Origin of the sequence: Mesorhizobium sp. C399B, from assembly GCF_030323185.1 — a bacterium.
GTDB lineage: Bacteria > Pseudomonadota > Alphaproteobacteria > Rhizobiales > Rhizobiaceae > Mesorhizobium.
In genome coordinates, this window is the sequence record NZ_CP100472.1 from 2,689,161 (window position 1) to 2,713,446 (window position 24,286).

A 24,286-nucleotide genomic window follows, 5' to 3' on the forward strand; every position below is an offset into this window, starting at 1 on the left:
GCGCATGTATGTCCTGAAGCACGGAATCAAGAAAAACCCCGAAGCGTTCTGGGCGCTACCGGATCGCATCTTCTTCGGCTACGGCGCCTGCCACATCCTTGCGGGCACCTTCCTCAGCCATCCTCCCCTGGACGGATTCTACGGCGAACGGATCATTCCGGGCGAGGATTTCTACGGCAACCATATCTACATGACGAACGGCGTGATCGCCTTCGACTATCACGGCTATTCCAGCCGAGAGCGGCTTCTGCAGCACCACGGAAGGGGATGGGCTTCGCATAGCGCAGGCTGGCACTGCACGCTGGAAAGGGTCGATTTCGACCTGCTCGACACCGCCGACCTCAACCGGCGAAAGATGCGCGGCCCGGATCAGTATCTCTATGACCCACTCCCTCGCGCACACCGCTTCCTTCAGCGTATCGATCACGCCGAAGGTGCGGCAAGAGCGCTGCGAACTGTGATGAGTTGAAGCCTCTGTCAACCTATGTTGCGGGTGGCCTGCACGTCCGATCCGACATAGGCGATGCGCAGCATGTTGGTCGAACCCGGCGTCCTCAGCGGCACGCCCGCCGTGATGATGACACGGTCGCCCGGCTGGCCGAACCCCTCTTCGAAAGCGATGCGGCAGGCGCGGTCGACCATGTCGTCGAGGTCGCTGGCGTCGGGCGAGACGACGCAATGCGTGCCCCACAAAAGCGACAGCCGCCGCGCCGTGTTGAGGATCGGCGACAGCGCGATGATCGGCACTTGCGGCCGCTCGCGCGCGGCGCGCAGGCCGGTGGTGCCCGACGCCGTATAGGTTATGATCGCCGACAGTTTCAGAGTCTCGGCAATCTCGCGGGCGGCGAGCGAAATGGCGTCGGCGCCGGTTGCTTCCGGTTCCGAGCGCTGCGCGTTGATGATGCCGGCATAGGTCGGGTCGGTTTCGACCTTGGTGGCGATGCGGTTCATCATCGCCACCGCCTCGACCGGATAGGCGCCGGCAGCGGATTCGGCTGAAAGCATGATGGCGTCGGCGCCCTCGAACACGGCGATCGACACGTCGGACACCTCGGCGCGGGTCGGCACCGGCGCGGTGATCATCGATTCCAGCATCTGCGTGGCGACCACCACCGGCTTGCCGGCGCGGCGCGCGGCGCGCGTGATCTGCTTCTGGATGCCAGGCACGGCTTCCAGCGGCATTTCCACACCGAGATCGCCGCGGGCGACCATCAGCGCGTCGGAGAGTTCGATGATTTCGGCCAGCCGGGCGACGGCCTGCGGCTTTTCAATCTTGGCCATGATCAGCGCCCGGCCGCGCGCGATCTTGCGGGCTTCCGCCAAATCCTCCGGCCGCTGCACGAACGACAGCGCCACCCAGTCGACGCTTTCCGCCAGCACCGCATCGAGGTCCTTGCGGTCCTTTTCGGTCAGCGCACCGACCGGCAGGTCGGTGTCGGGCAGGCTGACGCCCTTCTTGTCGGAAATGGTGGTGCCGGCGACGACCGCGCAGGTGATCGACTTGCCGTCGCTCTTCACCGCCCTGAGCTCCAGCTTGCCGTCGTCGATCAACAGACGGTGGCCGGCCTCGACCGAACTCAGGATTTCGGGATGCGGCAGGTAGACGCGGGTCGACGTGCCGGGCTCGGGATTGTTGTCGAGGGTGAAGGTCTGGCCCGGGGTCAGCACCTCCTTGCCGTTGGCGAACTTGCCGACGCGCAGCTTCGGTCCCTGCAAATCGGCCAGGATGCCGATCGGACGGCCGACCTTTTCCTCGACCGCGCGGATGCGGCCGACCAGCGTGCGCATCAACTCGTGATCGGTGTGGCTCATATTGATGCGGAAGACATCGGCGCCGGCTTCGAACAGCTTCTGCAGCATCTCCTCGGACGAGGAGGCAGGACCGATGGTGGCGAGGATCTTGACCTTGCGGCTACGTCTCATTGACTGTTTGTTCCCGGGGCGGCTGGAGCGCCTCCCGTTGTGGACTCATCGGTCAGCTGGACCATCCAGCTTGCCTGCTCGCCCGTGTCATATTCCTGGAATCCGGCGCGCTGGAAGCCCCGGGCGACGCAATCGGTAACGCCGGCAATCTTGAATTCTTTTTCGGCCACGCACATGTTGATCGGGCCATCCCAGCGCCCGCCGCGCTCGGCGTCTTCTGCATAAAGATAGTAAAACCTCGATGACAGCGGACCTTCGATCAGCGTCTTGCAGCTCGATCCTTCAATGTGCCACCACCCCTCGGTGATCCAGCCTGCCTTGGCGCGGTAGCCGATGCCAACGCCGACCAGGTTCTGCGTGGCGTTGCAGACGCGGAAATCGGCGCGGGCAGGCGAAGCCGCGACCAGCGCGGTGAGCCCTAGCGTCAGGGCCAGGAGCGGCACGGCAAAGGCGGTGCGCGCACGCGGCCTGCCGGCGGAACCCATCCCGAAACCCCTCAATAACGTCATCTGCATCTCTCAACGCCCCTTTTCGGAAAAGTCCGGGCGCATGTCAACGCGCCGTTCTGTCCAATTCCAATCGATTTAGAAAGGCCCCCGACACGCGATCTGCCGCACGTCACAGGTTTTTCGCAGAAACCGTGGCTAAACAACGGCATTGCGCAACAGTCCTCTTCGTGGGAATGACGATACCACCCTCCCCGGAAGCCAGCGAACAGACCTTTCCAGCCAATGACCCGATCCACAGTTTTCGCGCCTTTCGATATCGTCGAAGGCGACCGCAAGCGAGGCATCGTGCTTGTCGCCGACCATGCCCGCCGCGACCTGCCGGAGGAGTATGGCAGTCTCGGCTTGCCGGCGGCGGAACTCGATCGCCATATCGCCTACGACATCGGTGTCGAGACGGTGACGCGCGAACTGGCCGCAGCGCTCGACGCGCCGGCGGTGATCGCCAATTTTTCGCGGCTGCTGATCGATCCCAATCGCGGCGAGGACGACCCGACGCTGATCCGCCAGCTCTATGACGGCACTGTCGTGCCGGGAAACTACCCTATGGCGCCGCAAGAACGCGAAAGGCGGCTCGACGGCTTCTACCGGCCTTATCAGGACGCGGTCGGCGCCATGATCGCGTCGGTGGCGCACGCCTCAGGCAAAGCGCCGTTCATCTTCTCCGTACACTCCTTCACCCCTGTCATGCAGGGCTTCATCCGCCCTTGGCATGTCGGCATATTGTGGGACCTCGACGACCGCGTGGCGCGGCCGCTGATCGACATGCTGGCGCAGGATAAAAACCTCGTCGTTGGCGACAATGAACCCTATGACGGCGCTTTGCGCGGCGACACCATGTTCAAGCACGCCATCGTCAACGGCTTTGCCCATGCGCTGATCGAGATCCGCCAGGACCTGATATCAGACCGCAAGGGGGCGCTGGCCTGGACGGAACGGCTGGCGCCGATCGTTGACGCCATCGACCGCCGTCCCGATATACATCAGGTGAAGATGTTCGGCTCGCGCACCGGGCCGCTGTGAGGATCCAAGGCAATGACCGAACTCAGCGATGACCAGAAACGCGATTTCGAGGCCGCGGCCTTCCGCCGGCTGGTCGATCATCTGCGCGAGCGCAGCGATGTGCAAAACATCGACCTGATGAACCTCGCCGGCTTCTGCCGCAACTGCCTGTCGAACTGGTATCGCGAAGCGGCCGAGGCTGAGGGCGTCGATCTCGGCAAGGATCAGTCGCGCGAAATCGTCTACGGCATGCCCTATGCGCAATGGCAGGCGCTGAACCAGACCGAGGCTTCGGACGCCAAGAAAGCGGAGTTCGAGGCAAGACGGCCGAGGGATCACTGAAGTAGCGCGCGGTTCACAGGATTGACGTCGGCGGGACAGCGCCTAACGGTTTCCCCTTAGATGTGGCCCACAAGCTTTTCGCAGCCAAGCGCTTGACGAGAAATTGAATCGATTTAATTTGCCGCGCAAAGCCATTCCTTGACCGGATTCGAACCATGGACGCGCAAGACACCATGCAGAGCGCCATTCGCGGGCGATGGGCCGTAGCCGCGATCTTCCTTGCCAACGGATTCCTGACCGGCAGCTGGGCGCCGCAGATTCCGGTGTTCCTGACCCGGCTCGACATCTCGAAATTCACCCTCGGTCTGCTGATCCTTCTGTTCGGCGTCGGCGCGGTCGCGGCCATGAGCTGGTGCGGCCATCTGATCTCCAGGCATGGCTCGCGCACCGTGCTGCGCTGGTTCGGCCTTTGCGGCAGCCTCGGCCTGCTGATCGTGGCGCTGGCGCCCAACGTGCCGCTGGCGGCGATCGCCATGATCATCTTCGGCGGCTCGATCGGCGGCATGGATGTCGCCATGAACGCCAATGCCGTGGTGGTCGAGCGCCGGCTGTCCCGCGCCATCATGTCGTCCTCGCACGGCTTCTGGAGCCTCGGCGGTTTCGCCGGTGGCGGTCTGGGCGGTTACGCCATCCAGACTTACGGCCACCTCGCGCATGCGGCTGTAGTCACGATCATTGCTTTTGCCGTCATCGCCGTGGCGGTCGGCTACCTCATCGCCGAGGACAAGCCGCAGGCCGCCGAGCATCATAAATTAACGCTGCCGGCCAACCCGCTGGTCTATCTTGTAGGGCTGATGGCGCTGCTGACGATGATTTCCGAGGGCGCCGTGCTCGACTGGGCAGCGCTTTATCTCAGGCAGGAGCTCGGCGCCGACCTCGCCATCGCCGGCCTTGCCTACGCCGCCTTCTCCGGCGTCATGGCTGTCATGCGCTTTTTCGGCGACGGCGTGCGCAACCGCTTCGGCGCGGTGGCGACGCTGCGCGGCTCGGCGGTGGTCGCCGCCGCCGGCATGCTGGTCGCCGGCCTGTCGCCTTCGCCCTGGATCGCCATCGCGGCTTTTGCTCTCTGCGGCTTCGGCATCGCCAATATGGTGCCGATCATCTTCTCGGCCGGCGGCAACCAGGAAGGCATGTCGTCGGGCACCGGCATGAGCGTGGTCACCACCATGGGCTATTCCGGTATATTGGTGGCGCCGTCGGCGATCGGCTTCGTCGCCGAGCATTCGAGCTTCGGCCCGATCTTCGTCGCCATGTCGGCGCTGCTGATCGTCGTGCTGTTGATGGCCGGGCTCGCTCACCGCGCCGAATTCGCGGCCGCCCCCGCCGAATAGCGCTTCAGCTCCTCATAGAGGAAATCCGCGACGCGGCGGATGCGCACGCTGGTGCGCACGTCACGATGCATGGCAAGCCACACCGGCAGGCTGGGCAGTGGCAGGCCGGGCAGCAGTTTTTCCAGCAACGGGTCGCTGTCGGCCAGCGGCTCCTGGCCAAGACCGACGCCGTTTCCCGCCCGCAGCGCTTCCCACAGAACGATCTGGTTGTCGGCCCTGAAGCGGAAGCTGCTTCGGGTGACGGGGATGCCGGCTTGGGTAAAGCCCCGGATCATCTCGTCGCTGCGGTCGAAGCCGATCAGCGGGTGGTCGAGAAGATCGGCGGGCTTGAGCGGGCGGCCGTGCTGGTCGAGATAGGATTTCGCCGCGCAGCAGCAGAGCTTGATATCGCAGACCTTGCGCGCCGTCAGCTCGTTCTGCGCCGGCTTGACCATGCGGATGGCGATGTCGGCATCCCTTCGCAGCAGGTTCTCGACCTGGTTCGAGGCGACGATCTCGACCTCGATGCCGGGCTCCTCGATGCCGAGCCGCGCCGTCATCTTCGGCAGCACATAGGCCGCCACCACCTCGCTGGCGGCAATGCGCACCGTGCCTTCGATCGCCTCGACCGAGCCCAATGCCAATAGTGCGAACGCGCTCGCCTGCTCGCTCACCGCTCTGCCGCGTTCGAACAGCGTGGCGCCTGCTTCCGTCAGCGCATAGCCGCGCCGCCCGCGCCGGAACAAGGTGACGCCCAACGCCTGTTCGAGCTCACCGATGTGACGCCCGAGCGTCGGTTGGCTGGCCGACAGTTTGCGCGCCGCGGCCGACAGGCTGCCGGTCTCCGCCACGGTGACGAAACTCTTGATCAGGTTCCAGTCGATATCTTCCATTCAATTATGAATAACAAAGCTGCATCCCTAGTCAATTTTCATTCGCATATGGAGGCATCATATTCGCCGTGCAAACACAAACACGGAGAAGAAAATGACCAAGATCGCAATTCTGGGGGCCAATGGCCGGCTCGGCCGCGTGGTTGGCAAAGCCTTCATCGACGCCGGCTTCGATGTCCGCGCCGTCACCCGCACCGGCAAGGTCCCGGCCGAACTCAAGGGCGCCACCGCCGTCGCCGGCGATGCGCTCGACCGCGAGGCGCTGATCCGCGCCACGCAAGGCGTCGACATCATCTTCAACGGTCTCAACCCGATCTACACCGATTGGAGCAAATGCCTGCCGATGGCGGAAAACGTCGTGGCCGCCTGCCATGCCAATGGCGCGCTGCATCTCTTCCCCGGCACTGTCTACAATTACGGCTCGCCGATGCCTCAACTCGTCACCGAAGACACGCCGTTGCGCCCAACGACCGAGAAGGGCCGCATCCGCTGCGCCATGGAAGCGCTGTTTCGCCGCGAGGCCGATGCCGGTCGCGTCCGCACCATCATCCTGCGCGCCGGCGATTTCTTCGGCGGCACCGGCAGCGGATCATGGTTCGACCTCGTCGTCGCCGCCAAGATGAACAAGGGCGTCTACACCGCGCCTGGCCCTGCCAACCTCGTGCACGAATGGGCCTATTTGCCGGACTTCGCCATCGGCTTCGTCGGCCTGGCGCGTAATCAGGGCAAGCTCGGCTTCTTTGAGGCGCTCAACTTCCCCGGCCACGCCGTCACCGACATGGACATAAAGGCCGCGGCCGAGAAAGCGTTGGGACGTCCGCTGAAACTGACCTTCATGCCGTGGTGGGTGCTGCGCGCCGGCAGCCCGTTCGTGGCGATGTGGCGCGAGATCGTCTCGATGTCCTATCTGCGCTTCGAACCGCACCGGCTCGTGTCCGACCGGCTGGAAGGCATCATCGGCGAAGTCCCGCACACCCCGCTGGACGAGGCCGTGGCCGAGGCCTTGAAGGACATCGGCATCAGCCTCGACCGTGCAAAAGACGCCGCTTAAATGCATGTCGCCCAGAAGTGCGCGCGGTCTGGGACAACGACATGCATCAAAACAAAGACTTTAGACAAAAATCTCTCTCGCGGTGCTGGCCCAATCGCTGGAAATCAGCAACCGGATGGTCATTATGAGGAGACTGTTTATAACGGTCGGCGAGATCACCATCACCAAGGGGAGACGATGCGTTACATACGTCCGCTTTCAATCGAAGACGCCGTTGGCCTGCTGGCCGGCGCTTCCGGCACATCAGCCATTCTCGCTGGAGGCAGTGACCTCCTCGTTCGGATGAAGGGCGGGTTTGTCGATCCCGACCTGATCGTCGACATCAAGGCGATCGAGGGCTTGAGCGAGATCAGGGAGACGGCCGACGGCTTCAGCATCGGCGCCACCGTCCCCTGCGCCGTCCTGGGCGAGAGCTCGGTTCTGAAGAAGGCCTGGCCCGGTGTCGTCGAAGCGTCGAAGCTGATCGGCTCCAAACAGGTCCAGGGCCGCTGCACCATCGTTGGCAATCTGTGCAACGCCTCGCCGGCCGCCGACAGCGTCCCGGCCTTGGTGGCCGCCGCCGCAAAGGCCGTGGTTGCCGGTCCCTCGGGCAAGCGCACCATTCCGGTCGAGGCTGTGCCGATCGGGCCTGGCAAGACCTCGCTCACCAAGGGTGAGATCGTCGAGGCGATCCTGCTCGACAAGCGCGCGCCGCGTTCGGGCGACGCCTACCTCAGATTCATTCCGCGCACCGAGATGGACATCGCGGTGGTCAGCGCCGGCGTGAACCTGACGCTCGACGAGCATGGCGTCATCACGGCCGCGCGCGTCGCGCTGGGCGCCGCGGCCCCGACCGTGCTTCTGGTGGAAGAAGCAGCCGAGGCTCTCATCGGCAGGAAGCTGGATGAGGCGGCACTTGAGCGGCTCGCCAAGATCTGCGCTGGGGCCTGCCGCCCCATCGACGACAAGCGCGGTACCATCGAGTTCAGACGAAAAGTTGCGGGCGTGCTGGCCGGACGGGCCGCGACGACCGCCTACGCACGCGCAGGAGGCAAATGATGGCCGGTGTAGCAGTTTCAACGACAATCAACGGCGATCACGTCGAATACCTTTGCCAGCCCGACGAGACGTTGCTCGACGTCCTGCGCGATCGGCTCGGGCTGACCGGCGCCAAGGAAGGCTGCGGCACGGGCGACTGCGGCGCCTGCTCGATCATCCTCGACGACCGGCTTGTCTGCTCGTGCCTTGTGCTCGGCGCTGAAGCCGAAGGCCGGCGTATCGAGACGGTGGAGGGCATGGCGCATGGCGATCAGTTGCATCCGCTGCAGCAGAAATTCCTCGAGCATGCGGCCCTGCAATGCGGCATCTGCACGCCGGGCTTCCTGATCGCGGCCAAGGACCTTCTGGCCAAGAACCCCGATCCGACCGAGGAAGAAATCCGCTTCGGCCTCGCCGGAAACCTCTGCCGCTGCACCGGCTACGACAAGATCGTGCGCGCGGTCCAGGATGCGGCCAACGTGATGAAGGGAGCGCACGCATGAACTTCGATCCACGCTTTTCGGGCCGCAAATTCTCCTCCGTCGGCACGCGGCCTATCCGTCCCGACGGCGTCGACAAGGTGACGGGGCGCGCCCGCTACGGCGCCGACTTCAACATGGCGGGACAGCTGGTCGGGCGGATCTTAAGAAGCCCGCATGCGCATGCCAGGATCCTCAAGATCGACACTTCGAAAGCGGAAAAGCTGGCCGGCGTGAAAGCGGTGATCACCGCCGCCGACCTGCCCGATCTCACCGATGGCGATGCCGCCATGTACGACGTCCTCGACAATTGCATGGCGCGCGGCAAGGCGCTCTATGACGGCCACGCCGTGGCCGCGGTCGCCGCCGTCGATGCCCGCACGGCAAGGCAGGCGCTGAAGCTCATCGAGGTCGAATACGAGCTGTTGCCGCATGTCACCGATGTCGACGAGGCGATGAAGCACACCGCGCCGTTGATCAACGACACGATCTTCACCGAGGGTCTCGAGGAAAAGCCGGTCAAGCCGTCCAACGTCACCAAGCGCAGCCAGTTCGGCCATGGCGATGTCCATCAGGGTTTCGGCCACGCCGATGTCATCGTCGAGCGTTCCTTCAAGACCGAGCAGACGCATCAGGGCTATATCGAGCCGCATGCCTGCGTGGCGAGCGTCTCGTCCGACGGCACCGCCGACCTCTGGGTCTGCACGCAGGGCCATTTCGTCTACCGCCAGCATTGCGCGCAACTGCTCGGGCTGGAAGCCTCGAAGCTGCGCGTCACCTCGTCGGAGATCGGCGGCGGTTTCGGCGGCAAGACCCATGTCTGGGCCGAGCCGGTGGCGCTGGCTTTGTCGCGCAAGGCGGGACGGCCGGTGAAGCTGGTGATGACCCGCGACGAGGTGTTCCGCGCCTCGGGTCCGACCAGCGCGACCTCGATCGACGTCAAGATCGGCGCCCGCAAGGACGGCACCATCACCGCCGCCGAGGCGACGCTGCGCTACACCAGCGGGCCCTATGCCGGGACCTGGGCCGAGATCGGCGCCATGACGGCCTTCGCCTGCTACAAGCTCAATAACGTCCAGACCGTCGGCTTCGAAGTGCTGGTCAACCGGCCGAAGACCGCGGCCTATCGCGCACCCTCCGCACCGATGGCGGCGTTCGCGGTGGAAAGCGCTGTGGACGAGCTGGCCAAGGAACTCGGCATGGACCCGGTCGAGTTCCGCATCAAGAACGCCGCGCAGGAAGGCACCCGCTCTTCCTATGGCCCCGTCTACGGCCCGATCGGCATCGGCCCGACGCTGGAGGCGGCCAAGCACCATCCGCACATGAAGGCGCCGCTGGGCAAGAACCAGGGCCGCGGCATGGCTTGCGGCTTCTGGTTCAACTTCGGCGGCCAGACCTGCGTGGACCTGAACATCGGCATGGACGGCTCGGTATCGCTGGCCGTCGGCACGGTGGACGTAGGCGGTTCGCGCGCGTCGCTGTCGCTGGTGGCGGCGGAGGAGCTCGGCATCGACTATGCCCAGCTCAAGGCGGTGGTCGCCGACACGTCCTCGCTTGGCTACAACGACATGACCGACGGTAGCCGCGGCACCTTCTCGTCCTCGATGGCGACCATCTCGGCTGCCCGCAACGCCATCAAGATCCTGCGTGAGCGCGCCGCGCAGACGTGGGACATCCCCGTCGACGACGTGGTCTGGGAGAACGGCCACGCCATCGCGAAGGGCGAGAAATACGGCAACCTTGCAGCCCTGTCGCTAAAGGAGATCGCCGCCGCTTCCGGCAAGACCGGCGGGCCGATCGCCGGCCACAGCGAGCTCGTCGCCGACGGCGCCGGCGTCTCCTTCGCCACCCATATATGCGACATCGAGGTCGACCCCGATACCGGCTCGACCAGGGTGATCCGCTACACGGTGATCCAGGATGCCGGCAAGGCGGTGCACCCGACCTATGTCGAGGGCCAGTACCAGGGCGGTGCGGCGCAAGGCATCGGCTGGGCGCTCAACGAGGAGTATATCTACGGCAAGGACGGGCGCCTCCAGAACGCCGGCTTCCTCGACTACCGCATCCCGGTCTGCTCGGACCTGCCGATGATCGACACGCAGATCCTCGAGATACCCAACCCCAACCACCCCTATGGCGTGCGCGGCGTCGGCGAAACCTCGATCGTCCCGCCGCTGGCGGCCATCGCCAATGCCGTCTCGAACGCAGCCGGCGTGCGCATGACCCACATCCCGATGTCGCCGCCACGGGTTCTCGCCGCGATCGAGGCGGAACGGGGAGGCTAGGGCAAAAATGAGGTTCTTGCCCTAATGGTCGAAGTGACGCTCTGGGGCGCGCTGGGCCAGCTCGCCGGCGGCCAGAGCAAGGTCGAGGTCGAGGCCAAGGACATAAGGGAGCTGTTCAGGAAACTGGCTGAACAGTATCCCGGCATCGAGCCCTGGATCGAGAAGGGCATCGCGGTGGCGATCGATGGCACGATCTACCGCGATACGTGGTCGAAGGAGCTGCCACAGGGGGCGGAGATTTTTCTGCTGCCGCGGCTGGCTGGGGGGTGAGTCCATTAGCGGCTCAGATGCATAAGTGATCCGAGGCCGAGCGCAGCGTTCGGTATCCACTCCGATCTTCCAAGGCTGACAGGTAGGCGTGAAGTCGATTGACTTTTGCACAGTCGCCTTTGTGAAAAAGATAATCTCGGCTAGATCAGTTACGTCGAAGCGTTAGGGGCGATAATGTGATTCTAGAAGGCAAGAGATTTGACGTCGAGCACGCGCTGACACTCTACGCGCTGAGCTATGTCACCATACCAGCTGAAGGGTTGTATGATAGCAATGGTGTAAAGCAATTCTCTGACGTTACGAAGAAGTGTCACATTTATATCGTGGGCTTTGTACCGAAGATGGAGCTACTCGATATCACACTCGAAGGCCAAAGCCTTCGTATGTTCTTCAGGGCCCTTGGCAAAGTATATGAACTACCTTGGAAAATGGATGAGGGCGTCGGCTTAGTCCGGAAAGACGAGCAGTGGTTCCTCTCCAAAGACGGAATGCTTGCCAGTCCGCCTCCTTTGGACCGTTGCACAGTGCGGCTGAACAGAAAGTTCGGTACGGGAAAGTTCCTGGTTAAATATATTGGTCAAGCGTACGGCAAAGATGGTTCTCGCAGCGCGCTTGACCGGTTGATGAAACATGAAAAACTACAGGAAATTGCCATCAAAGGCGTCCCTGAAGGTTACCGCTTTCAAGTGCTGATGCTGGCAATTGCGCCCGTTAATCAGGTCGTTACGATTTTTAACCCACGCGCTGAGGACGACTCGCAAAGCGAAAAACGCATCGGCCAGGGGCTCGACAAACTCTTCGGAACTTCCGAAAAAGAGCGTGTTGCTCTATATGAAGCTGCGCTCATTCGCTATTTCCTTCCAACCTTCAACCGCGAATTCTCGGACAGTTTCCCATCGACAAATCTCAAGATTCTCCAGGATTGTTACGAGAAGGATTTTTCGGCCGTAAGTGCGGAGATTAACTTCGATGACTTTCCTTTTTCCCTTTACTCGGAGTCGGTAATCCCCAAGGAGGCACACTTAGCGTTCTTCGACCTTCATGAAGATCAGGCACGCAAAGTCTTTTTTGCTGGAGCATGAAACGGCGCGCCAGAGTGGCTCCTTTAGCCTAATTTGCATACACTGGATGGCTATTAGCTCTACTCGATCCTTTGCAGGGTTGTTTTTCCCCCGGAAATATTCGGTGCAGCAATAGATAAATTTTGCCGTCCAGTACTTATTTCAAGATTCAAAATAATGTCAGTCTAATTTGTCGAGGGGGCGATGAGGGGAGACGAAGAACCTAACGGGCAGCTACGGCGCTATTGGAAATTTCTATGGGACGATCTAAGGGCTCTGCCAGCTTTGGGCACCGTCGACTATCAACCGAAAGGTGGCGCATTCAGGTCATTCGCCCAGGGCAGCTTCAACGGCGAATATCTGGAAATTATTCCCGCCGTCAGGAAGAGAACATTGCTGCCAAAGCTAGGACGATGCGCCTATTGTGGGCAGGTCGCGGATAGCTCAGGTAACTTGCTTCCTCTGTCCAGTGAACATGTCGTTCCAGATTTTCTCGGCGCCGGTCTGGAACTGCCGTCGAGTTCTTGTGCCAAGTGCGCGAAGGCTACCTCTGTCGTGGAATACACGATCTCCCGCGAAATGTTTGGACCGGTTCGAAAGGTATTTGGGCTGACAGGCAAGAAGGGAGCGGTGCCACACGTTCACTTCCCACTCGACATCGGCCGGCTGACCAGCCAATGGGCTATGATACCAATCGTGGACTATCCGACTGTGTTGGTTTTGCCGGTGTTGTTTCCCGCTTCTAGCTACAGCCGGCGCCCAGCGAGCGCTGCAGATCCCTTTAATTTTCGGCTCTACAACATCAATGCTGATCGCGCTCTGATCGAGCGATACGCTTTGGATACTCTGTCCACTCAGACGGTTGATTTGGTACGATTTGCGCAAATGATCGCAAAGATCGCTCACGCCTATGCTTCACACTATTGGCGTGACAATCCATTCGTATCAACGGTATCGCAGTTGGTGCGACAGGTGTATCCGCCAAGACGACCGGCAATCGGATATCTCGAACACGTTGGCTGCCTGCTCGGCACACCTGATCCCGCTTCCACTGCGCTGCACGAAATCGAAGTCGGCCGGATATCATGGTCTGGAGTTACGAGGCGCGCCGTGCGTGTTAGGCTTTTCGCCGGCTACGGGATGCCATCTTACTCTGTTACTATCAGCGACCCTGAGTGAACCCATCAGAGTCACCTCGAAAATACGACGGAAGTCTGTGGCCCAGATGGGCTCTTGTCGTGGTCACAGCAATCGCCCCGGGCGTGCTTGCCATACTCGCCTCCGTACCACAGACGCCGGTTGCGCTCTGCTGCCCTCAAGCCCCCAGCGTCGGCTCCGTATTCACCTCCAGCGCCTCTTCCGCTTCATCCTCTTCACCCAGCACCTCGCCATGAACCCCCAGCGGCCGCCCGATCCAGATCGGATCGACCAGATGGTCGCGCTTGGGGTTGGTGGTGTTGGGGTGGATGAGGATGCTCAGGCCGCCATGGTTCAGCATCAGCCATGGGACCAGCGTGGCGAAGATCTCGGTGGCGAAGGAGACCTGGTACATGGCCTGCTCGTGCGGGCCGACCGGCTCGTCGCGCCAGTTGCCCAGGCGCACGCGGAAGCGTTCGCCGATGCGCAGGCGCAGCCATTCGGCGTGCTGCCGCTCGGCTTGCCCGTCATAGTAGATGTGGGCGTGATAGCTGGCGATCTCGGCGAGAGGCCTTGGCGGGCTGGCGGTGTTCACCTTGATGGCTCCCTCGGTGATTGTGGTGCGGGCAGCGTATACGCAAGGGTGCGGGGTGGCCAAGGGGGACCCAGCGTGTGCTCGTCATCTCGATTTCGGGCCAATCGCATATGGAGCTCCCCCACTCCGTCTCGGCTTCGCCCAGCCACCTCTACCCCCACATTCGTGGGGGAGAGGAAATGCTAATCGCCAAGATCGCTGCCTTGAAAAGCTTGGCATTTCCTCTCCCCCATGGACATGTGGGAGAGGTGGCCGCGAAGCGGACGGAGTGGGGTCGGGCGCCGCCGTATGCCTATTGCCAGCACTTCATCGGGCGAGGACCCGCTGATCGCAGAGGTCTCTTGCCCCAATCAAACCCTGCCCATCAGCACCAGGATCAGCAGCACCACCAGCACAGCGCCGACTATTCCGGACGGCCCATAACCCCAGGAGCGCGAGTGTGGCCAGGCCGGGACGGCGCCGATCAGGATCAGGATCAAGACAATGATGAGGATGGTGCTGACGGTCATTAAGAGTCCCTCGCCTTGCTGGTCGGATACGAAGGGACAATGCAAAAGGCCGTCCGGTAGTTCCGGACGGCCTTTTGTCCGACTGCTCGAATGCAGCTATTCCGCGGCTTTCGGGAAGGCGATTGCCGGCTCATCGAGCGGCTTCGGCCCTGTGGACGCATCCCATTTCTTTTCGCGCCCGAACAGCCGGCGGAAGAACGCGTAGAAGCGGCTGTTTTTGCTGCGCGTGAAGATCATCAGCATCGACGGCGTCACCACCAGCGTCAGCAGCGTGGCAAAGGACAGGCCGAAGACGATCGCCGAGGACAATGAAATCCACCATTGCGTCGACGGCGCGTTGATCGTCGTCTCGTGATGGAAGATTTCCAACCCAAGACCGAAGGCGATCGGCAGCACGCCGAGGATGGCCGAGACCGCCGTCAGCACGACCGGGCGGGCGCGCTCGCGGCAGGTCTGCAGCACCGCCTCCATCTTGTCCCAGCCCTCTTCGCGCAGCCGGTCATAGGTGTCGATCAAAACGATGTTGTTGTTCACCACCACACCGGCCAGCGCGATGACGCCGATGCCCGACATGACGATGCCGAAGGCTTCACCGGTCAGAAGCAGCCCCAGGAACACGCCGATCGTCGCCATGACCACGCAGGACAGCACCAGAAGCACGCTGGTGAACTTGTTGAACTGCATCAACAGCACCAGGAAGATCAGGAAGATCGCCGCGCCGAACGCCTTGCCGAGGAAGGCGCTGGCTTCGGCGCTGTCCTCGTTGGAGCCGGCGAGCTTCCAGCGTATGCCGTTGTCGAGCTTCATGTCGGTGACCGCCTTGGTCACCTCCGCCTGCACCGCCGCAACCTGGTTACCGGCGGCGACGTTGGCCTGGACGACCACGGTGCGCGCGCCGTCGATGCGGTTGAGGATGCCGACCGTCGGCTCCGGCTTGCGCACGACGAAGTTCGAGATCGGCACCGAGCCTTGCGCAGTCTGCACCCGGAGCTCGTCGAGCGTCGACAGCGTGCGCCGGTCTTCAGGCAGGCGCAGGCGGATATCGACGGCATCGTCGGCGCCGGCCGGCCGGTACTCGGACAGCTTCAGGCCATTGGTCACCAGTTGCACCACCGTGCCGACGGCGGTCGGGCTGATGCCGTACTGCGCCGCCTTGGCGCGGTCGACCTCGAGCGCCCAGTCGACGCCGGGCGGCGGCAGGCCGTCGGAAACGTCGATGACACCGGGCACCTTGGCGATGCGCGCCGCAACGGCGCGGGCCTGGTCGTCGAGCCCTTTGGGATCGATGGCCGAAAGCCGGAGCTGGACCGCCTTGCCCGTGGGAGGACCGGCCTCCGGCACGCGCACTTCGACATCGACGCCGGGAATGCCGGCCATGACGGTGCGCAGCTCGTCCAGGATGTGGTTGGCCGATTTGCGCTCGCGCCAGTCGATGAACTCATACTGGATGACGCCGACGACGTCCTCCGGCACATCCTGGCCGCCGCCCTGCGTCTTGCCGACGCGGGTGTAAACCGATTTCACGCCGGGCCAGCCGAGCAGCCGGTTTTCGGCGATCCTGGTTGCCGTATCCATTTCGGCCAGCGAGAGATTGCCGCGGGCGTGCACATAGAGCAGGCCGTAATCGGGCTCGACGCTGGGGAAGAACTCGACGCCCGCGCCATATTTCGAATAGGCGAAGCCGACGCCGGTGAGCAGCACGGCGGTCAGCACCAGCACGGTGATGGGGAAGCGCACCGCCTGTTTGACCAGCGCCATGTACCAGCCGTCGCGATTGTGTTCCTCGTGATGCTCCGGCGCCTTGGCGAAAAGCGCGCCCAGCGTCGGCGCGAACACCAGCGCATAAAGCATCGAGGCCGACAGCGTGACGATCAGCGTAATCGGCATGTATTTCATGAAGTCGCCGATGATGCCGGGCCAGAACAGCAGCGGCGAAAACGCCGCGATGCGCGTCATCGTCGCGGCGATGACCGGACCGGCCATGCGCTTGGCGGCCAGCGTGAAGGCTTCCGCCTTCGGCATGCCTTCGCCCATGCGCCGTTCGGCGAATTCGGTGACGATGATGGCGTCGTCGACCAGCATGCCGACCGCCAGGATAAGGCTGAACAGCACGATCATGTTGATCGTGTAGCCCATCATCGCAAGCAGCAGGATGCCGATCAGGAAGGATGACGGAATGGCAAGCCCGATCAGCAGCGAGGCGCGGCCCGACAGCGCATAGAGGATGACGATGAACACCAGGATGACGGCGATCATCACGTGGTTCTGCAGGTCGCCCAGCAGCTGGTTGACGAAGACGGACTTGTCCTGCGTGTAGGTGATGTTCATGCCTTCCGGCATGGTCTTGACGTAGGCGTCGGACACTTCCCGCACCTTGGCCAGCGTGTCGATCAGATTGGCGCCGATGCGCTTCTTGACTTCAATGGCGATGGCCGGCTTGCCGTTGAGGCGGGTGATGGTCGTGGCATCGGCAAAGGTCGACCGGATCGTGGCGATGTCCTTGGCCTGGACGACGGCATTGGGTCCGGCAACCACCGGCAGCGACGCCACATCCTCTGGTGTTTCGATCAGCGACGGCACCTTGACCGCGTATTTGCCTTCCGAACCCTCGATATTGCCGGCGGCGACCAGGCTGTTGGAAGCGCCGACCGCGCCGATCAACTGGTCGAGCTGCAGGCCGTAGGAGGACAGCTTCATCGGGTCGATGACGACTTCGACAAGATCGTCGCGCGCGCCTTGTATGGTGCCCTCAAGAACGCCCGGTACTTCCTCGATGCGGTCGCGCAGTTCGCGCGCCGCCGCCGTAAGCACACGCTCGGGCACATCGCCGGACAGCGTGACGACCAGGACGGGAAACTCGGAAATGTTGACCTCGGTAACAACCGGTTCTTCTGCCGCTTGGGGCAGGTCAGCCTTCGCGTCCTGAACCTTCGAGCGTGTATCTGTCACCGCGGTGTCGACTTTTATAGACGGCAGAAACTCAAGAAAGACAAAGGCGCCGCCCTGATAGGCGGATGATTTCATCTCCTTTAACCCCTTAAGACTCTTAAGCTTTGCCTCCAGCGGCCTAAGCAGAAGTCTTTCAGCGTCTTCGGGCGCAATGCCTTGATAGGCGACATTTATATAAACATAAGGGGTAGGAACGTCGGGTTCCGCTTCCTTCGGTGTCGACTGATAGGCGACCCAGCCCGCCAGCAGCAGGAAGACCAGCACCGCAATGGTCAGCCGGGCATTGTTGATCGCGAGTTTGACGATATCCATGGCCTGTTCTCAAGATTTCAGGAGCCGCATTGCGGCGGGGACGGCTCCGGCCGGGGCCGCTCCGGCGCTACTGCGTTGTCGCTTCGCCCAACAGTTTCTGGATGGTCGCCTGGTCGGCCTCGACCGGCTTGACGACGTCGCCTTCCTTGACCAATTCCTGGCCGGCGACGATGACGCGGGCATCGGCGGGAATGCCGCCAAGCACGAGCCCCTTCGGCGAGTCGTCGACCAGGTCGATCGGGAAGAACACCACCTTGTTGTCCTTGTCGACGGCACGGATGCCGAGGTCGCCCTTGTCGCCCAGCGTCACCACGGAGCGCGGCAACATGACGGCATCGGTCGGCTGCGCGCTGAGCGAAATCTCGGCCGTCATGCCCGCCGGCACGGAGCCATCGGCATTGGGGACGGCGATCTCGACGCGGAAGGTTCGGGTGGCCGACGAGGCGTCGCGGCTGATGTAGCGCACGGTGCCTTCGACGGTCTGGCCGCTGACCAGCCGCACAGCAGCCTTGTCGCCGAGCTTGAGATAGCCGAGGTCGCGTTCGCTGACTTCACCGCGCGCAATCACCGGATCGAGCTTGAGGATGGTTGCCACCTCGCCGCCCTGCATGACGGAACTGCCGAGCTCCACCGGCACCCGGTCGATGACGCCGTCGAAGGGCGCCTTGACCAGATTGCGGTCGAGTTCGGCCTGCGCCGTTTCCAGCTGCGACTGCGCCGCGGTCAGGTTCGAACGCGCCGTGTCGAGCTGCAGCTTGGGCAGATTGCCGGTCTTCATGAGCCGCAGCGATGCGTCGAGTTCAGCCTGGCGCTGCACGACGAGCTGCTTGGCATTGTCGACCATCGAGATCTTTTCTTCCGCCGCAAGCATCAGCACCAGATCGCCGGTCTTGACGTGATCGCCCTGCTTGACCGGCAGCTTTTCGATGACGCCGGCGACACGCGTCGCCAGCACGGCGCGCTTGTCGGCCTCGGTCAGCCCGGAAATGCGGATGGCGCGGGCATAGGTCTTGCGCGGCGGCGTCACCACCGCGACGGTGCGCAGCGGCGCCTTCGGTTCGGCCTCGGCGGTCTTGGTTGCATCCGGTGCCTTGGTCTGATCGCCCGGCTTGGCCTGATCGCCCGGCTTGGCTGCGCCTTCGACAGCGGCGCTGCCGACGGACGAAAACGCGCCTGTTCCCATCCAGGCGGCGAAGCCGATGAGCACAACAATAGCGGCAAGCTTGTGAAACCTGATCTTCGGCATCATTTTTTTCCACTGCGGGGTTCGGCCAAGTCGTTATCCAACAGGGTGTCCGTCGTCTAACAGCTACCGTGTCTTCCAACTCGGAGCGTCGCCGATATGGGTGCGCGCCAGGCCGTGTTCAATTTGCCGTGAACGGCGAAGCCGCGCTTCTACATCAAAGTTGCATCGCAATACAGTCGAAAAGTTGCAGGAACAGTGTGCCAGGCGATGTAGTGTGGCCAACGGGAAACGGTTTTGTCAGCGCCCCGTCAGGCGGCGGAACCACAGTCTCGGAACCATACGGATGTTGGAGCGCTTTGTTTTCAAGGCGTTTTGAGCACTGACATTCCCCTGTGCCCGCACTAGTTTTGACGCTCAAATGTGGGCGCGCGCTGCGTCGTCGCGACTTGGATGGCAGTAGGCGTCAGTATGATTTTGTATACCGTCACACGCAGAAGTTGCGCCGCATCGGGAAAGCCGCCGGCGCTACTCCGATTTGCCGAACACTTCGCTGATCGTCTTGATCGATCCGGGCGGACTCAGGCCCGCCGGCGTTCCGCCTCCGGCTTCTTGCGGGCGGCGAGGAATTCCTTCACCCGCCGTCCCGGTGCCGGCCCGCGCACCGGTTTGAAGCCGTCATCGAGTTCGCCGGAAAGATCGAGCGTCGGCCGCTTGCCGACGGCGTCGTAATTCTCCTCCAGCCAGTCGCTGGCCGCTATACGGCCAAGGTCTCTGAGATAGCTCAGGAAGGCCCATTCCGCATTGACCTTGGACGACGCCGACAGATCCTTGAACGCCTCGTCGGCATCGATGCGGTGCATGCGGATGTCGCGGTATTCGCCAGGCGGCAGCCGGCCGGCGGCGATCAGCTCCTTGACGAAGGCGATCGAGCGGAATTCGTTCAGCAGCCCGGCATTGAAGGTGATCTCGTCGATGCGGTTCTGGATTTCATTGGCGCTTTTCGGCGTGCCCTCGCGCACCACCGGATTGATCTGCACCAAAAGCACATCCTCGGTCGCCGCCGTCTTGAAGAACGGAAACAGCGCCGGATTGCCGCCATAGCCGCCATCCCAATAGGGCACGCCCTTGATCTCGACGGCGCGGAACAATTGCGGCAGGCAGGCCGAGGCCATCACCGTGTCGAGGTCGATCTCGCCGTCGGAAAAGACGCGCAGCTGGCCGGTCTCGACATTGGTCGCCGAAATGAACAGCTCCATCGACTTGCAGGCGTGGACATTTTTGAAATCGATCTCCTGCTCGACCACGTCGCGCAGCGGGTTCAAGCCCAGCGGATTGGCGACATAGGGTGAGAACACTCGGGACATGGTGTCGAAGAAGAAATAGCCGGGCGTATTCTCGATCGACCAGTTGCCCCAGGCGACGTCCCACGGCATGCGCTGCACCGGGCTGAAGCGGCCCTTGGCCGCCACCGCGCGCCAGAAGTCGTCGAGCTTTTGCCGTGCACCCTCGACGCCGGCGCGCACAAACCCATCGGCCAGCGCCACCGCATTCATGGCGCCGGCGCTGGTGCCGGACACGGCTGAAATGTCGAGCCTGCCATCCTCCAGCAGCCGGTCGAGTACACCCCAGGAGAAAGCCCCGTGCGAGCCGCCGCCCTGCAGCGCGATGTTGATCTTCTTCGTTTCCTCCGCCTTGCCGTTTTTGGTCATGGCGTTCCTGTTCGGTTTGGTCGCTGCTGCCTCATTCCGCCCGGAAATCGGCGGGTTCGACGGCAGCGGACTTATATTGCAGTGCAGCATATAAGGGATGACCAAGGCAAGAACACGAACACGGTCGCGTGATCACATGAAATTTTGGTCATGGGGAATGGTCCTCCACGCCCAGGTCTTGGCCCTACGAATACCCCCACCCTTGATCCCTCCCCACAAGGGGGAGGGAGACTTGGTAGACGCTGATCTCAGCAAACCACCGACGTTTCGGCGGCGCGCGGCAGCTTCCCTCCCCCCTTGTGGGGGTCCGAAGGACGGGCGAGACCTGTGGCTCGCCCCGGCAAGCTAGGGTGGGGGTCCTCTTCGCAAAAACCTCAAGCAACAAGCTTCGGCACCGGCCCGACATAGCGCGACTGTGGACGGATCAGCCGCCCCGTCGTCTGCTGTTCGCGCGCATGCGCGATCCAGCCGGCGACACGTCCGGCGGCAAAGACATTGCTGAACGCCTGTGGCGGAAAGCCAGCCGCCTCAAGCACAAGCGCTGTGTAAAACTCGACATTGGTCTGCAGCGAGCGCTGCGGCTTGGCGATCCGCAGCACTTCGAGCGCCGTGTGCTCGACCTGTTCGGCGAAGGCCAGGCGGCGGCCGGCTTCGCCCTCGCTGCCGAGCTGCCGCACGACGGCTTTCAGTACATCGGCGCGCGGATCGCGCACGCGGTAGATACGATGGCCGAAACCCATGATGCGCTCGCCATGCGCGACCTTCTCGCGCAGCCAACCGGCCGCGTCGCCATGCGCCTGGATTGCATCGAGCATCTCGATCACCGGGCCGGGCGCGCCGCCGTGCAGCGGCCCCTTGAGCGCGCCGAGCCCGGCCAGCACCGACGATGTCAGCCCTGCCAGCGTCGATGCGACGACGCGGGTGGCAAAGGTCGAGGCGTTGAGGCCGTGATCGCACACGGTGACCAGATAGGTGTCGAGTGCCCTTGCCAGCGCCGGCGACGGGACGGATCCCTCGAGCATCCTCAGCATGTCGGCGGCATGATCGGCCTTCGCGTCAGGTGCGATCGGCTGCTCGCCACGCGCCAGCCGCAGCAGAGCCGGCGTCAGCACGGCGGGCGCCGCGATCAGCCGCAAGGCGTCCGTCAGTGCCTCGCCATCCGGCAGCAGCGCCATGCCGGCGCGCATGGCGCCATAGATCTCAATCGGTGCGAGCAGCGGCAGCGAGGGTGCAAGCCGCTCGAACAGCTCGACGCGAGCCTTGCCCAGCCTCGCTGCCAGTTCGGCATCGCCGGGAAGGCCGTCGAAGAAGCCGTCGAGCAACAGGCGAACCACTTGCGCATAGCGCCAGCGTCCCGCCAATTCCGGCAGCGAATGACCGCGGATCGTCAGGCGGCCACCAAGGCCATCGACATCGGAGAGCACGGTCTCCGCCGCCACCACATCATCGAGCCCGTTCGCCATATCTCATCTCCTTGCAGCTTTTCTGCATGGGAGATAAGGGTTAGGCTGCGCCTCGATCAATCTTGATCAATATAATCAATGTATGGGCTAAAAATGTCCGAATGGCTGTCGCGGGAAGAGGCGCTGGAAAGGCTCAAGGTGCGGCCGCAGACGCTTTACGCCTATGTCAGCCGTGGCCGCATCGGCATGCGGCCGGATGAGAGCGACCCGCGCCGCAGCCAGTACCGCGCCGACGACATCGCGGCATTGGCGACCCGCCGGGCGCGGGGCCGCAGTCCCTCGGCCATCGCCGAGAGTGCGATCGCCTGGGGCGAACCCTCGATCGCAACAGCAATTTCAACCGTTCTGCACGGGCGCCTCATCTACCGAGGGCAAGACGCCGTTGCGCTTTCCAAAGCGGCGACGCTGGAGGAAACCGCTGCTGTGCTCTGGGCCTCGCCTGAACCGGTGGCTTTCAAAGCTCCGTCATCTGAAGCGCCTCATCCAGTCGGCCGCGCCTCGGCCTTTGCGCAGCTTGCCATGCTTGCAGGCCACGGGCGGCCTTCGCTAGGACGCAGCGCCGCCTCGCTGTGCACCGAGGCCGCGCGCACAGTCGGAGCGCTGGCGCAGTCGCTGGGCGCTGAAGCCGGCACAGCGCCCGTCCATAAGCGCCTGGCGCAGGGCTGGTCGGTAGATGCGACGGGAGCGGAAGCGATCCGCTGCGCCCTCGTCCTGCTCGCCGATCATGAACTCAACGCATCGACCTTCGCCGCCCGCGTCGCAGCGTCCACAGGGGCCTCGCCTGCCGCATGCCTGCTGGCCGGCCTGGCAACGCTGTCCGGCCCGCGCCACGGCGGCGCCGGCGAAGCGGTGATGCAACTGGCTGAAGATGCAGCAGCCCACGGCGCGGATGCGGCGATCCGGCGCTGGCTCGGCCATGATCGGCCCTTGCCGGCGTTCGGCCATCCGCTCTATCCCGACGGCGATCCCCGTGCCACCGCACTTCTGGCAGTCATCCCTGTCGACGAGACGCTGCAACAGCTGCAAAAAGCCGCCATGGCGGCAGCCGGTGCCCAGCCCAACATCGACTTCGCCCTGGCCGCACTAACGCGCGGCCTTGGCTTGCCGCGCGATGCACCGTTCCAGCTATTCGCGCTTGGACGCAGCGTCGGCTGGGCCGCGCATATGGTCGAACAGATCATTAGCGGCAGCATCATCAGGCCGCGTGGCCGCTATGAGGGACGCGTGACTTAAGCCGACCTGGCCGTGTTCCCGAAACGCGCACGGTACGCGACGGGCGTCGTGGCGAATTGCCGGCGGAAGTGATGCCGCAACGTGCCTGCCGCGCCAAAGCCGGCGGTCTCGGCAATCCGTTCGATCGGCATGGCGGTGTCTTCCAGCAGCGTGCGCGCCCGCGAAAGCCGTTCCGACAGCAGCCAGCGCGCCGGCGTGACGCCGGTTGCGGCCGCAAAGCGGCGCAGAAACGTCCGCTCGCTCATCCCGGCAAGCTCGGCCAAGATGGCGACGGGATAGTCGGCGGAAATATTGGCGCGCATCCTGTCGATCAACGGTCCAAGCCGGCTGCGCTCATGTGGCTCGGGAACGGAGCTCTCGACATACTGCGCCTGGCCGCCGTCGCGATGCGGCGGCACGACCAGACGGCGCGCCACCATGTTTGCAGCCTTGGTGCCGAAGTCGCGCCGAACCAGATGCAGGCAGAGGTCGATGCCCGCGGCACTGCCTGCCGATGTCAGCACATTGCCCTCATCGATGTACAAAACGTCCGGAATCACGGTGATGTCGGGGTACATCTCCGTCAGCTTCTCGCTGTAGCGCCAATGCGTGGTCGCTCTTTTGCCCGCAAGCAGGCCGGCGGCGGCAAGCACGAACACGCCCGAACAGATCGAAAGAATGCGAGAGCCGCGCTCGTGTGCCTTTCGAAGCGCCTCGATCAGCGCCGGCGGCACCGGAGCCTCCGTTCCGCGCCATCCCGGTACGATCACCGTGCCGGCCTGGCCGATCAGATCGATCCCGCCGTCGGCAACAATACGCACGCCGCCCAGCGCGCGCATTTCACCGGTATCAATACCGGCAACTGCAAAACGGTACCAATCCTCACCCATTTCCGGCCGGGGCAAGGCGAAGATCTCAACCGCCACGCCAAACTCGAACGTGCACAGGCCGTCATAGGCAACGGCAACGACAAGAGGGTTGGCAGGGCGCGGATTGGCAGAGGATGGCATGATCTTGACGATATATGGCAAAGCTGCCAGCTGCAATCGCCCTGCTTCCTGTCATATCTCTCCGT

The 24,286-nt window shown here is 63.3% G+C and carries 22 protein-coding genes; 12 read left to right on the plus strand and 10 right to left on the minus strand.

The window, feature by feature from the left end:
• Window positions 1-4: 4 nt before the first annotated feature.
• Window positions 5-469, plus strand: a complete 465-nt coding sequence (locus NLY36_RS12825) for a hypothetical protein (RefSeq protein WP_286461952.1) — start codon at window positions 5-7, stop codon at window positions 467-469.
• Between the two features lie 8 nt (window positions 470-477).
• Here NLY36_RS12825 and pyk read toward each other — a convergent pair whose 3' ends face one another.
• Together pyk and NLY36_RS12835 are read right to left on the minus strand one after the other, a co-directional pair.
• Window positions 478-1,923, minus strand: a complete 1,446-nt coding sequence (gene pyk, locus NLY36_RS12830) for a pyruvate kinase (RefSeq protein WP_023690053.1) — start codon at window positions 1,921-1,923, stop codon at window positions 478-480.
• Entirely contained in the window at window positions 1,920-2,408 is a 489-nt protein-coding gene (locus NLY36_RS12835) for a DUF1036 domain-containing protein (protein WP_023737012.1), read from the minus strand. The genes pyk and NLY36_RS12835 overlap by 4 nt, the downstream gene beginning before the upstream one ends.
• A gap of 246 nt (window positions 2,409-2,654) precedes the next feature.
• Between NLY36_RS12835 and NLY36_RS12840 the strand changes: the two genes are divergently transcribed.
• The 3 genes from NLY36_RS12840 to NLY36_RS12850 all read left to right on the plus strand — a co-directional run bounded on the left by NLY36_RS12840 (window position 2,655) and on the right by NLY36_RS12850 (window position 5,104).
• Entirely contained in the window at window positions 2,655-3,452 is a 798-nt protein-coding gene (locus tag NLY36_RS12840) for an N-formylglutamate amidohydrolase (protein ID WP_023737013.1), read from the plus strand.
• Window positions 3,453-3,464: 12 nt separating this feature from the next.
• Window positions 3,465-3,773: a DUF1244 domain-containing protein gene (locus tag NLY36_RS12845; RefSeq protein ID WP_023673120.1), complete on the plus strand. Its 309-nt coding sequence runs from the start codon at window positions 3,465-3,467 to the stop codon at window positions 3,771-3,773.
• A 155-nt stretch (window positions 3,774-3,928) separates the two neighbouring features.
• The gene (locus tag NLY36_RS12850; RefSeq protein WP_023737014.1) at window positions 3,929-5,104 is read left to right on the plus strand and encodes an MFS transporter; all 1,176 of its coding nucleotides are present in this window, start codon (window positions 3,929-3,931) and stop codon (window positions 5,102-5,104) included.
• On the opposite strand, the gene NLY36_RS12855 is transcribed toward NLY36_RS12850, so the two are convergent.
• Window positions 5,068-5,976, minus strand: coding sequence for a LysR family transcriptional regulator (locus NLY36_RS12855; RefSeq protein ID WP_023737015.1), 909 nt, complete (start codon window positions 5,974-5,976; stop codon window positions 5,068-5,070). The genes NLY36_RS12850 and NLY36_RS12855 overlap by 37 nt on opposite strands.
• Before the next feature lie 94 nt (window positions 5,977-6,070).
• On the opposite strand from NLY36_RS12855, the gene NLY36_RS12860 reads away from it, so the two are divergent.
• From NLY36_RS12860 to NLY36_RS12890, 7 genes are all read left to right on the plus strand, one after another.
• Window positions 6,071-7,027: an SDR family oxidoreductase gene (locus tag NLY36_RS12860; RefSeq protein ID WP_023737016.1), complete on the plus strand. Its 957-nt coding sequence runs from the start codon at window positions 6,071-6,073 to the stop codon at window positions 7,025-7,027.
• A gap of 177 nt (window positions 7,028-7,204) precedes the next feature.
• Entirely contained in the window at window positions 7,205-8,065 is an 861-nt protein-coding gene (locus tag NLY36_RS12865; RefSeq protein ID WP_023737017.1) for an FAD binding domain-containing protein, read from the plus strand.
• Window positions 8,065-8,547 (plus strand): (2Fe-2S)-binding protein, encoded by a 483-nt coding sequence (locus NLY36_RS12870; protein WP_023737018.1) that lies wholly within the window; start codon window positions 8,065-8,067, stop codon window positions 8,545-8,547. The genes NLY36_RS12865 and NLY36_RS12870 overlap by 1 nt, the downstream gene beginning before the upstream one ends.
• On the plus strand, window positions 8,544-10,808 hold the full coding sequence (locus NLY36_RS12875; RefSeq protein WP_023737019.1) for a xanthine dehydrogenase family protein molybdopterin-binding subunit: 2,265 nt from the start codon (window positions 8,544-8,546) through the stop codon (window positions 10,806-10,808). The genes NLY36_RS12870 and NLY36_RS12875 overlap by 4 nt, the downstream gene beginning before the upstream one ends.
• 24 nt (window positions 10,809-10,832) lie before the next feature.
• A complete protein-coding gene (locus tag NLY36_RS12880; protein ID WP_023712829.1) occupies window positions 10,833-11,078 on the plus strand; it encodes a MoaD/ThiS family protein in 246 nt (81 codons plus the stop codon).
• Between the two features lie 176 nt (window positions 11,079-11,254).
• Complete coding sequence (locus NLY36_RS12885) at window positions 11,255-12,160, plus strand: hypothetical protein (RefSeq protein ID WP_023737020.1); 906 nt, start codon at window positions 11,255-11,257, stop codon at window positions 12,158-12,160.
• A gap of 264 nt (window positions 12,161-12,424) precedes the next feature.
• Window positions 12,425-13,318 carry a hypothetical protein gene (locus NLY36_RS12890; RefSeq protein WP_156933275.1) on the plus strand — a complete coding sequence of 298 codons (894 nt, stop codon included), beginning with the start codon at window positions 12,425-12,427 and terminating at the stop codon, window positions 13,316-13,318.
• A 136-nt stretch (window positions 13,319-13,454) separates the two neighbouring features.
• On the opposite strand, the gene NLY36_RS12895 is transcribed toward NLY36_RS12890, so the two are convergent.
• The 6 genes from NLY36_RS12895 to NLY36_RS12920 all read right to left on the minus strand — a co-directional run bounded on the left by NLY36_RS12895 (window position 13,455) and on the right by NLY36_RS12920 (window position 21,999).
• Entirely contained in the window at window positions 13,455-13,871 is a 417-nt protein-coding gene (locus tag NLY36_RS12895; RefSeq protein WP_023712827.1) for a DOPA 4,5-dioxygenase family protein, read from the minus strand.
• Window positions 13,872-14,221: 350 nt separating this feature from the next.
• Complete coding sequence (locus tag NLY36_RS12900; protein WP_023707271.1) at window positions 14,222-14,380, minus strand: DUF3309 family protein; 159 nt, start codon at window positions 14,378-14,380, stop codon at window positions 14,222-14,224.
• A 96-nt stretch (window positions 14,381-14,476) separates the two neighbouring features.
• Entirely contained in the window at window positions 14,477-17,641 is a 3,165-nt protein-coding gene (locus tag NLY36_RS12905) for an efflux RND transporter permease subunit (RefSeq protein WP_023737021.1), read from the minus strand.
• Between the two features lie 67 nt (window positions 17,642-17,708).
• Window positions 17,709-18,887, minus strand: coding sequence for an efflux RND transporter periplasmic adaptor subunit (locus tag NLY36_RS12910; RefSeq protein WP_031249433.1), 1,179 nt, complete (start codon window positions 18,885-18,887; stop codon window positions 17,709-17,711).
• A 518-nt stretch (window positions 18,888-19,405) separates the two neighbouring features.
• Window positions 19,406-20,536, minus strand: a complete 1,131-nt coding sequence (locus NLY36_RS12915) for a patatin-like phospholipase family protein (protein ID WP_023737023.1) — start codon at window positions 20,534-20,536, stop codon at window positions 19,406-19,408.
• Window positions 20,537-20,910: 374 nt separating this feature from the next.
• Window positions 20,911-21,999 (minus strand): citrate synthase/methylcitrate synthase, encoded by a 1,089-nt coding sequence (locus NLY36_RS12920; RefSeq protein WP_023698454.1) that lies wholly within the window; start codon window positions 21,997-21,999, stop codon window positions 20,911-20,913.
• A 93-nt stretch (window positions 22,000-22,092) separates the two neighbouring features.
• On the opposite strand from NLY36_RS12920, the gene NLY36_RS12925 reads away from it, so the two are divergent.
• Window positions 22,093-23,232 (plus strand): citrate synthase, encoded by a 1,140-nt coding sequence (locus tag NLY36_RS12925; RefSeq protein WP_023737024.1) that lies wholly within the window; start codon window positions 22,093-22,095, stop codon window positions 23,230-23,232.
• Here the strand turns inward: NLY36_RS12925 and ftrA are convergent.
• Window positions 23,229-24,221: a transcriptional regulator FtrA gene (gene ftrA / locus NLY36_RS12930; RefSeq protein WP_023715058.1), complete on the minus strand. Its 993-nt coding sequence runs from the start codon at window positions 24,219-24,221 to the stop codon at window positions 23,229-23,231. The genes NLY36_RS12925 and ftrA overlap by 4 nt on opposite strands.
• Window positions 24,222-24,286: the final 65 nt, after the last annotated feature.